This window comes from Candidatus Hydrogenedentota bacterium (genome assembly GCA_016791475.1).
In the GTDB taxonomy this organism is placed as follows: Bacteria; Hydrogenedentota; Hydrogenedentia; order Hydrogenedentales; family JAEUWI01; genus JAEUWI01.
The window spans coordinates 17,919-28,437 of record JAEUWI010000076.1; the positions used below are offsets into that span (position 1 = coordinate 17,919).

The window sequence follows — 10,519 nt, forward strand, 5'->3', positions numbered from 1 at the left end:
GTAACGAGTCCTTACCGCGTTAGTCTACCATGTAGAGTCGAGAGTTTCTCGAACAAATGTCGATCCCTACACCAGCCGCCGCACCACATCTTCAATCACGCTCAGGCCCTCGCGCAACGCACCTTCCTTGATCACCAGGGGCGGGCAGATCTTCACCGCGCCGCCGCCCACGCCCACCGGCGCAAAGAGCATCACACCGCGCTTGTAGCATTCGTAGATGATGGTCCAGGCGAGATCGGGGTCGGGGTCCGTGCCCGTGGCGCCTTTGCGGCATTGCAACGAACACACGAGGCCCACGGAATCCCACGCGCCGATGCGGCCCTTCGACGCGGCGGCGATGGCGGTCGCACCCTCCTTCAATACGGGGTCAAGCTGTGCGGCGTGGGCGATCAGGCCCTCTTTCTTGATCACCTGGAGATTTGCCAGCGCGCCCGCCGCCGAGATGGCGTTCGCGGAATGGGTGCTGGTCATTTCGCCGGGGCCGTACATGTTCATCAGGTCTTCCGTGCCCACCACGGCGGACAGGGGTGTGCCGCCGGAGATGCCCTTGCCGCAGGCGGCCAGATCCGGCACGACGCCCAGGTGCTGGAAGCCGAAAGCCTTGCCCGCGCGGCCGAAGCCCGCCTGCACTTCGTCGAAGATCAGCAGCGCCTGATGCTGGTCGCACCACTGACGCAGCGCCTGGGCATATTCCGCCGGCATAAGCGTGGCGTTGCAGCCCTGAAAGGTTTCGCTCATCACACCGCAGACCTGCTCCGGCTTGATGCCCTGGGCCGCCAGGGATTCTTCAAACACATGGAAACCGGTGTCCACCTGACGGTAGCCGTCGGGGAAGGGTACGTTTACGAAGCGGGGATCCAGATCGCCCATCCACGTCTTCAAACCGGGGATGCCGCCCGCGAGCTGCGATCCCATGGTGCGGCCGTGGAAGGCGTGGCTGAAACTCACCAGCACCGACTTGTCTTTGCCGCCGACCTGCATGCCCTTCGTGCGCGCCAGCTTGATGCAGCACTCCGTGGCTTCCGCGCCCGTGGTCAGGAGGAACACGCGCTTGAGGGGCTCGGGCAGATAGCTCTGAATTTCCTCGATCAGTTGCGCGCGAATCTCCGTGGGGAAGGCGTAGGCGTAAAAGAGCCCCTTTTGCGCCATGGCGGCAATCGCTTCACCGATCTCCGGACGGCCATGGCCGCTGGAGGTCACCAGCACGCCGCTGGAGAAATCGATCCACTGGTTGCCAAAGGCGTCGCAGATGTACTCCCCATGGCCATGATCCCACACGATGGGGGGCTGGCCGCCCATGCTGCGGGGCTCGATGGCGCGAAGACGCTCCAGTGTCGGCACCGAAGCGGGCGCGGGTAAGGCCGTGCAGATCGTGCGATGCTCGGTCTTAACCGCGGGCACTTCTTCGGGGATGATGGGGAATTCTTTGGTCGCCATGGGGCCTCCTGGAGGTAAACCGGCGCATTTTCGGGGCCGGGAAGGTGATCGGGGTATAGAAGCTTATTGTCCCAAATTTGTCGGATGGGGTTCCAGTTTGAGAGATAAAAAATCGGACCGATCAGACGGATCGGACCGATCAGGAGCAATAGGGCCGATCAGTCCGCTCCGTCTGATCGGTCCGACAAAAAAGCGGCGCACCAAGGGTGCGCCGCTCAAACTCGCTCACATAACTCTACGGAATCGTCACCCACGCGTCCGGCTTGCAGGCCGCGCCGATCTTCTTGCCCACATCCGAGGCCTTGATATCGTCGAAAAGCTTGCCCGCGCTGGGGAGCTGATACTGTTCGCCGGAGACGCCGCGCTTGAGGCGTTCCACCGCATAGATCTGCTCTACCGCCGTAACGCTGAGGCCCTCTTCCTTGTTCAAACGCGCAATCTCGGCGTAGAGCGCCTTGCGGCCTTTGTTTTCCTCGGCGAGGAGGGTCTGGGCCTTGTTCTTGGCGTCCGCATCCTTCATCGCGTCGCAGTCCTTCAATTCCACATAACCGCGGTTCGTCTCGCCCAGACAGCCGTCTTTCTTCAGCTTGGCGATGGCGTCGTTGTTCTTTCGGAGTTCCGTGGCGATTTCCTTGACCCGGGCCGAGTCGGACTTCATCTCCGCCGCCTGCACGGTTTCGAAGGGGTCGAGGAACTCCAGGCTCTTCCACAGCCACGAAGTCGACTCCGCCTTTTGTTCCAGTCCGGGAAGTTCGTTGGATTTGCCCTCAATGTAGTTCAACACGTCCCCGGCCTGTTCCTGGACGTGGCGGATATCGAGCGTGATATGGGCGTCAATCTTGTGCTCCGTGCGAATGACGCACCCGGCGAGGGCGAGCAGCGCGGCGGCCTGCAGGCAGAAAAGTTTTCGTGTCATGGTGCATAGTTCCTTTCACGTCCTAAGACGTACTGGCCAGACCTTTATTCAAACATTCTATACCCGGACTTCAAAATATTGCGAGTTTCACGGGGCCTCTTCCGCCGCGGATTGTATGGCCTGGAGGATCGCCTCAGGCTCGGCCTTGATATCCACCGTGACATCGAGATTCTTGCTCTCCAGGCGGGCCACGCCCACCACCAGCCCGTCTTCCAGGTGAAGTTTAATCACCGCTTTCTCGAAGGCGCGCTGCTCGTCTTTGCCGATGACCTTCTCGATTACCTTCTGGATCTGCTTGCTCCCCACGGCGTCGTTCACCATCTGCTGCATCAGGATTTGGCGCACCGCCGCCTGGTTCAGGGTGAGGTTCTCCGAGGCGGTCAGGTCGACATTGAGATCCACCAGCCCCTCCGCCGACACGGTGAGATCGGCCGTGCCATTCACCTTGCCCGTCATGACGACATCGGGTGGCTTGAAGGTCTGCGTGAATTGCTCCAGATCCAGTGCGCCGGCTTCCGCCCGCACGGTGCCGGGGTAGTTTGCTTCGCGGTATTTCAGTTCGCCGCCCAGCGCAAGCGTCCCCCCCAGAAAGGCCGTCTCAAAGGTGGTGCAGGAAATTTCCTCGGGCGTCACCTTGACCTCCGTGGATGTCGCGCCAAAAGGGATTTCATACACTTTAAAGGGGCCCACGGACAGCGATCCACCGCCCAACTCGCCCGAGGCGGGATTGTACTTTCCAGTGTGGGCCAGGCTGGCGAAGGAGCCCATTTTCTCCGGTAACTCCAGTGTCTCCGCCCGCAATTCCCAGGTGGTCATGCCCGAGAAGGAATCACCGGTCCACGCCAGTTCCTCGCTCGCAAGGGCGGCGTGACCGCCGGTCACCGATGCGATTAGACCGCGCCGCACGAGCAGATCCAGATCCGAGCGCAGGGCGAGACTGGAAAAATTCGCACGGAACGGTGAGCCCTCCCGTGCGAAAAGAAATGCGAGCGAGGTCAGGCTGAGTTGCGTGCCCTCGTCGATTGCGGCCGCAACGGGGGATAAAGTCAGGCTGCCAGCCGCCGTATCGTAGGCCAGGTCTCCGGTAAGGGTCAACTGGGATCCATAGGGCACGCCCCAATCGCCATAGACAATATCGTCTGAACTGGCGCGCACGGAATCCAAGCGCGTTCCCGCTGGGCCGGCGTGCAGACGACCGCTGATCGCCGCGGCGCCGGAAAGGCCCGGCAGGGCAAACATGTTCGCCAGAGTATCCAGCGACAAGGTCCCCTCCAGCTCACTCTCCAGGGTTGCCTTCGGCAGATCGAGGGACCACGCCGCCGCCGCGAGGTCCACCGTTCCTTCCTGAGCCAGTTTCAATGACTTCCCCGCGAGTCGGCCCGAAGCCGTGTCGTAGGTCATTTTTCCCGCCAGGGCCACGGGCAGCTCCGCGGGCAATGCAATGCTCCCGTAGCCCAGGCCCGGACTCGAAAGATCCAGATCGATCTCCAGCGGCTGCCCGGTAAGCAGGGACAGATTAGCCCGACCGGTAAGGGCCGCGACGAAGCCGGGTGCGATTGATTTGCCCAGGATGTGTTCGGTCCAGGCGTTGGGGGAAACGGCGGTGAGCAGGTTTTCCACCCGCACGGGTCCCGCCTGCGGTACCGTGGTGGTGGTCTTCAGCCGGGCCTCGCCCAGGGCGGCCTCCGCCGACAGGGTCATGGTGGACAGTCCCGACTCGGTAGTCCACGAAAGAGCTATCGGTATATTCAACGGTGCGTCGCCGCCGAAGTCCGCCGCAAGGGCCCCGTCCAGCGTGAAGGAGCCGGGCGACTGAGCGATGGTTCCCTTGGCCCCGAGTCGCGCCAGCGGGGCCAGCGTGGACAGAATGCCCGCATAGGCCGGGGGTGTCAGCGCAATGAGATCCTCCCGTGGCCAGGACTCCCAGCCGAAGGTGCCCGCCAGTCCCTCCGGTGTCAACTGGAAGGCCCCTTCCAGGGCGAGTCGATCACGCAGGGTAATCGTGCCGACGATTTCGGTTTGGTCGCCGTAGTTTCCGCGAAGGGAAAGCTGGAGCGGTCCTTTGTAAAAAGGAGCTTCTTCCGGCCCGACCGCGAAGCCCGTGAAAGCGCCGTCCACCGTCGCCTGATCGATGGCCACGCCGCCTTCCGGCAAATGAAAGTGCACGTCGCTGTCCCGAAACTGGGCGGACTCAAATCGCGTGGGAATGGGGGTAAGGCCATTGAGGAGAACGGGCCAGATCGGATCTTGAAGCGCGGCTTCGGAAATCGAGATGGCGTAATAGGAGACTCCCCCCCGCTTCGTGGCGGAGAAGGTCCCGTTCAACTTTGCAAAAGCCCCCAGGTCAATTGCCCCATCTACATCGGCGCCGTCCAGGTTCCAGGCGGCGTCCAACGCGATGGCTCCCGTGGTACGCCGCTCCCCGCCCGACTCGGCCCCGGATGACCAGATGATCGAAGCGGCGGGTGCACCGAGGCGCACGGATCCGGCGGTTCCACTTGCGAGAACCGCGTGGATATCCAGATTCTCGGCCGCAAGCGAAAAGTCGGGGGAACGGAAGCCGATTCGAAGCCGCTCCAGGTCCAATTGTTCGGGAATCCAGGGCGTCGGGTCGCCAGCACCGCCCGGCTGGGAAAAGCGGTCCACCAGAAACTGGAAATTGCTCTCCGCGAGGCTTCGCTCCAGCGAGATATCGACGCCTGAAAGCGCCACACTGCCGATGTGGCGGCCATTTTCCGGGGCGAGGCGGTAGTCGGCTTCCACCCGCTCCACCTGCACCACGGGCTTATAGGTGGCGGCTCCCTTTGAAACCAGGGTGATGCCCTGCGCCACGAGCGGATTACCGAGGTCGATGGAGCCCACCTGGGCCGTACCACCCAGTTGCGACGACAGGAGCAGCCCCGTGCCGATGCGTTGCGGCCATCCAGTGAAGCCCAACACGCCCAGGAGAATACCCGCGGCCAGGCACAACACGAAGAATCGGCGCGACCAGCGGCGTAGCCAACTCCGACGCGGGGGCGAATCATCAGTAGCCATGTCGTCTGTACTCCCCGGCCGCACGCTAACGCCCGGCCGAATACTTACTTCGCGGCCGTCTCTTTAATTTCCAGTTGGCCGATGATGGGGATAATCCGGGCCTGCTGGAAGAGGTCGCCTTCGGCCAGCTTGATGTGGGTGGCGTCCACCAGCGGCTGATCGAAGGTGGGGTCCACGTCGATCCACTTGCCCACCCAGACTTTCGCCCACTGGTGGAAATAGAACCCCGGCTTCACGCCTTCCACATAGACGACGCCGGCCACTTCACGGGCGGGCAGGCCCGCCGCGCGCGCCAGGCCGATGAAAAGAATGCTGTGTTCGGTACAGTCGCCCTCCAGGTGCTCCAGCACTTCGATGGCATTGGTCAGGCGCGCGGAAAAAGTGCTGTGCATGTTTTCGTGGACCCACTTCGAGAGCTTGGTCGATGCCGCCAGGCTGTCGGTCTCGTCACCCACGATTTCTTTGGCCTTCGCGATCAATCGGGGATCGTTGCTCTGCACAAATTGTGTGGCCTCCAGCCAGGGCTTCACCGCCTCGTCCGTGATGGGCAGTTTTGCCGGTGAAAAGCCCGCCATGTCGTAGGTGCGGCCTTCGAAGAGAAAATGATCCTCCACCGCCGTGACCGTCTGACGGTCGTCGTTGAAAAGGTGCCCATCATTGATCGGGCCGCGCAACTCAAGGCGCAGTTTCGAGCGCGTGCGCGGGTCCTTGATTGGCGTATCCACCATGGCGGCGTTGCTGATGATTACGTCGTTGCTGTAGCCCACGTCCTTCGCCAGCGCTTCCGCTTCCAGCCGCATCTTGATCAGGCCCGCCACTTCATCTTCCAGGGTGGTGCCGTCTTCCGCCACCACCGAAATGGAGTCCACGCCCATCTCGGGCATCGAAGTCTTGATGGTGAAGACCTTTGTGTGAACGCCCTCGATGTCCCGCATCGATTCCTCCACGATCGTGCTGATCCCCGCGAGCTCCTTCTTGTAGAGCGGCTCGAACACCGTGAATTCCATGGCATCGCCCACCCGGGCGCCGCTGCGCACAAGCTGGGTCTGTTTGATGGCGTCTTCCAGGGTCTCCTGGGGCTTGGGAAGCACCACCGTGGACTCGGCCCCGGCCACGACACTCACCAGATGAAGCTCGTCGCCCCGCACCGTTCCCACGAAGGTGTTGGTTCCCGCCGGATCCTTCACCTCGGACTCGATAGAGATCAGGGCGCCCTCGGCGGAATAGGTGCGCCGCGCTTCGATCCGCATGTCCTGCTTCACGCCGACCATGTTGATCTGGAAGCGCATGTCTTCGCTGACAACGATTCTGCCGTCCGCTTCCCGCGCCACCTTGTTGACGGCGTAACCCGCCTTCTGGTTGTTCATGTAAACGCCGTACCAGCTCTCGCCGAGATAATCGGCAATATCGATGGGTTGGGCCGCTGACAGGGGTGCAACCAGCAGTAACGCGGCGGCAATCCATGCACGCATCATAAAGAATTCTCTCCACGGGCGCTATCGCCCCGCTTGATCGCAGACGAGTAAAGCGCCAATTAAAACGGTACACACGATTAAGCTCGACAGCTACCTTACTGTATTCACGAGCGTGGCAAAAATTACATGGTGACTACATGCCGCGCAGCCAGCGCAGCCACAATTCAAACATCAGTATCGACCACAGGCGGTGACCGTGCTCATCACGCCGGGCCCTGTGGTCGTCCCAGAGCGACTTGACGAATGCGGTGTCCAGATATTCACCGCACTGCGACGCCTGTTGCAACACGGTATCACAAAACAGCTCCGCAAGTTCGCCTCGCATCCAGCGATGAACCGGCAGGGAAAAGCCCCGCTTGCGCTGGGCCAGTGTCGATACCGGAAGATGATCGCGCATCGCGTGCTTCAGCACGCGCTTGGACGTGGCGCCGTGGTACTTCAAGGCGAAGGGCAGTGTGGCCGCGAATTCCACGATGCGATAGTCCAGCAAGGGGACCCGCGCTTCCAGGCCATGGGCCATGCTCATGCGATCAACCTTGGCAAGTATATCGCCCGGCAGGTACATGCGCGTATCCGCGTAGAGCATGCGATCGTCGTCGTCGCCGGCGGCTCCATCACGCCAGAGCAGCTCCAGATACGGGATGGGCGACGTGTCCCTCGGTTGAAAGTCGGGCAGGATTAGCCCCCGGCGTTGCCCATCGGAGAAGGCCGTCAAGCGCCGCTGGAAACTTCGCAGAGAAGGGAGAAAGCTGTCCTCGTGAAAACGCCGCAGACGTTGGAATCGAGGCGACGACGGCGCGACGGTCAGCAGCATGCCCGCCGCACGGCGGAGTGGCGTCGGCACCCGGCGGTACTGGGCCACACGACGGTTCATATGCATCCAGGAATAGCCGCCAAAGAGTTCATCACCACCATCACCCGAAAGGGCCACCGTCACCTGCTCCCGCGCCAGCCGGGACACCAGCCACATGGGCAGCGCGGAAGAGTCGGCAAAGGGCTCGCCAAAATGGGCCACGATCTCCGGCAACAGCGCGGCGAGATCGGGCTTCAGCACGGCCTCCGTGTGATCGGTCCCGTAACGGTGCGCCACCGCCCGGGCAAACTCCAGCTCGTTTGCTTCGGCATCGTCAAATCCGATGCTGAAGGTCTTGAGCGGGGCTGTCCGCTGGCGACAGAGGGTCGCCACCACACTGCTCGAATCCACCCCGCCGCTGAGAAAAGCCCCCAGCGGAACATCGCTCCGTTCGCGCAGTCGAACGGAATCCGTCAGGAGTTCATCCAGACGCTCCGCAGCACTGTCCAGGGTCCACGCCGGGTCGATAGAATAGCGCAGTTTCCAGAAGGGTTCCAGGCGCGTTTCGCCGCGCTCATGAATGAGCATCGTGCCCGGTGCCAGCGCGCGGATTCCGTTGTACAGCGTCTCGGTCCCCGGCGTGTACAAGTACTGGAAATAGGCGTCCAGGGCGTTGCGATTCACACTGCAATCCGCCAGGCCACTACGCACAAGCGGGGCCAATTCCGACGAAAACGCAAAATGGCTGGATGAATCGACATAGTAGAGCGGCTTGATGCCGAGCCGATCCCTGGCCAGCAGCAGCGACTCGGCAACGTGATCGTAGATTGCCACGGCGAACATGCCGTTGCAGCGGCGAAACACGTCGACACCCCATTGGCAGTAGCCCTCGAGCAGGACTTCCGTGTCGCCTTCCGTGCGGAAGGCCCGGCCAAGCCCTTCGAGTTCCCGTCGCAATTCGCGGTAGTTGTAGATTTCGCCGTTGAACACCACGACCCGCGTGCCGTCCCCGCTGATCATGGGCTGATGGCTTGCACTGCTCGTGTCGATGACGCTTAAACGGCGGTGGCCCAGATCGGCCTGGGCGCCCTGCCAGAGCCCGGCGTCGTCGGGGCCGCGGTGGGCCACTGCGCGGTTCATCCCATCGATGATCTCGCGCCGCATCGCGGGCGGCGCGCCGCGCCACACGACGCCATTGATGCCGCACATGATCAGGCGCCCTTGCGCAGTTTCTGGCGCAGCAGTTCGTGATAGAGCATGCGGTGCCCGTTCACCATTTGCTCCATCGGCAGGTGACCCCGAACCCACGCGCCCGCCGTCTGGCCCAGCCGGGCCCTGAGCGCCGGATCGGCCAGCAGATCCAGCACTCGGCGGGCGAAGGCTTCCGCACTGCGCGGTTCCACCAGGCAGCCCGTTACGCCGTCGTCTATCAGTTCGGGAATGCCTCCGACGCGTCCGGCCACACAAGGCTTATAGGCCGACATGGCCTCGATCACCGCGTTGGGAAAGCCCTCCATCTTCGACGTGAGCACCGTGACATCCATCACATGCAGGAGATCCGCCACCTCGCCCACCGTGCCGACCCGAGTAAAGTAGCGCTCCTGCTTCCGGTGGTGAATCGTGTCGGCCACCGAGTCCACCAGCGCGCCCGTCCCCACCAGCAGAAAGTGCACGTCCTGGCGCTCTTTCAAGATGAGGCTGGCCATGTCCAGAAAAAGACGATGGTCTTTCACGGGGCTGAAATTGGCCACCATCCCGATGTTCAACGTGTGGGGTGGAAGACGAAAGCGGCTCGTGATCTGTTCACGGGGTATAGTGGCCACAAAGCGATCCGGCTCTACGCCATTGGGGATGATGCGGAATCGTCCCAGTGGCTCACCTTCCCGCTCCGCGGCGAATTCGGCGACCGCGCGGCTGTTCGCCACGATGCAATCGGTGTACTTGTTGGCCAGGCGTTGCATGAAGCGATGCCTGCCCCGCTGCCACGTGGCCAGCTCGCGGCGGCTGGAAAGCACGACCGGGATTCCCGCCTTGCGCGCCGCCCGGTTGGCGAAGATATCGAATCCCGACAGGTAGGAGTGCATGATGTGGGGCGTGTGCGCCTGAAAAATATGCTGCAATCGGCGCTGCACGCGAAAGTCCCAGCCCGAACGCGCGTCCAGCACCCGCACATAGGCCCCCGCGCGCCGGGCATCGCCAATCAGCGCGCCTTCGCTCCGCGTGCAGACGAGGGTCATTTCAAATTCGCCGATCAGCCCCTTCATCAGGTGGAGCAATTGGATCTCGCTGCCGCCCACCCGCATCGTAGGGATCACCCAGGCTATTCGTGGCCGCCCGCCCGCCATCAGAGCGCTTCCAGCAGGTCGGCGAGACGGGGCGCGGCCTTCCGAAGGGAGAACTGTTCTTCCACCGTGGTTCGGGCGGATTCACCGAGGCGACGGCGCAATTGGGGGTTGCGCAACGCACGGAAGGCCTCGCGCCAGTCAGCATCGGATTCCGCAAACCAGCCGTTCTCGCCGTGGCGGATGATATCCAGCACCGCGCCATGGGGTGTGGCGATGCAGGGCACCCCGCAGGCCATGTACTGCAGGGCCTTCAAGGCGCACTTGCCCCGCGACCAGTCATCCCGGGGAAGGGGCATAACACCAACGCTGAACTGCTGTATCAAAGGGACCTCCGTGTCAAAGCGCCAGGGCACCACCTGCGCCTTGATGGAGTGTAACTGCTTTGGGTCCGCCCCCGCCACTGTCAGCTCGTCGGGCTGTAGCGACGCCAGGGCATCCCCAATCAAGTGAAGACTGGATGCCGTGGACGGAGAGCCCATCCAGCCGACCTGAAAGTGGGCGGGCGCCGCTGGCGGCG

The 10,519-nt window shown here is 62.7% G+C and carries 7 protein-coding genes; all 7 read right to left on the minus strand.

The genetic code is table 11. The features are described 5' to 3' along the window. Positions 1-66 precede the first annotated feature (66 nt). Positions 67-1,437, minus strand: coding sequence for an aspartate aminotransferase family protein (locus JNK74_25815; GenBank protein MBL7649607.1), 1,371 nt, complete (start codon positions 1,435-1,437; stop codon positions 67-69). A 235-nt stretch (positions 1,438-1,672) separates the two neighbouring features. Beyond that, a complete protein-coding gene (locus tag JNK74_25820; GenBank protein MBL7649608.1) occupies positions 1,673-2,353 on the minus strand; it encodes a DUF1318 domain-containing protein in 681 nt (226 codons plus the stop codon). Between the two features lie 87 nt (positions 2,354-2,440). Next, entirely contained in the window at positions 2,441-5,389 is a 2,949-nt protein-coding gene (locus JNK74_25825; protein MBL7649609.1) for a hypothetical protein, read from the minus strand. A 44-nt stretch (positions 5,390-5,433) separates the two neighbouring features. Further along, positions 5,434-6,864: a transglutaminase domain-containing protein gene (locus JNK74_25830; GenBank protein ID MBL7649610.1), complete on the minus strand. Its 1,431-nt coding sequence runs from the start codon at positions 6,862-6,864 to the stop codon at positions 5,434-5,436. A 133-nt stretch (positions 6,865-6,997) separates the two neighbouring features. Further along, the gene (asnB, locus tag JNK74_25835) at positions 6,998-8,866 is read right to left on the minus strand and encodes an asparagine synthase (glutamine-hydrolyzing) (protein ID MBL7649611.1); all 1,869 of its coding nucleotides are present in this window, start codon (positions 8,864-8,866) and stop codon (positions 6,998-7,000) included. 2 nt (positions 8,867-8,868) lie between these two features. Then, positions 8,869-9,972: a glycosyltransferase gene (locus JNK74_25840; protein ID MBL7649612.1), complete on the minus strand. Its 1,104-nt coding sequence runs from the start codon at positions 9,970-9,972 to the stop codon at positions 8,869-8,871. A 29-nt stretch (positions 9,973-10,001) separates the two neighbouring features. Continuing rightward, the coding region (locus JNK74_25845; GenBank protein ID MBL7649613.1) for a glycosyltransferase family 4 protein at positions 10,002-10,519 on the minus strand (518 nt) is incomplete at its 5' end.

Bases quoted from the DNA above. Each gene is read 5' to 3' on its own strand.
- JNK74_25815 (MBL7649607.1), bottom strand. From the start codon at position 1,437: ATGGCGACCAAAGAATTCCCCATCATCCCCGAAGAAGTGCCCGCGGTT.
- JNK74_25820 (MBL7649608.1), bottom strand. From the start codon at position 2,353: ATGACACGAAAACTTTTCTGCCTGCAGGCCGCCGCGCTGCTCGCCCTC.
- JNK74_25825 (MBL7649609.1), bottom strand. From the start codon at position 5,389: ATGGCTACTGATGATTCGCCCCCGCGTCGGAGTTGGCTACGCCGCTGG.
- JNK74_25830 (MBL7649610.1), bottom strand. From the start codon at position 6,864: ATGATGCGTGCATGGATTGCCGCCGCGTTACTGCTGGTTGCACCCCTG.
- asnB (MBL7649611.1), bottom strand. From the start codon at position 8,866: ATGTGCGGCATCAATGGCGTCGTGTGGCGCGGCGCGCCGCCCGCGATG.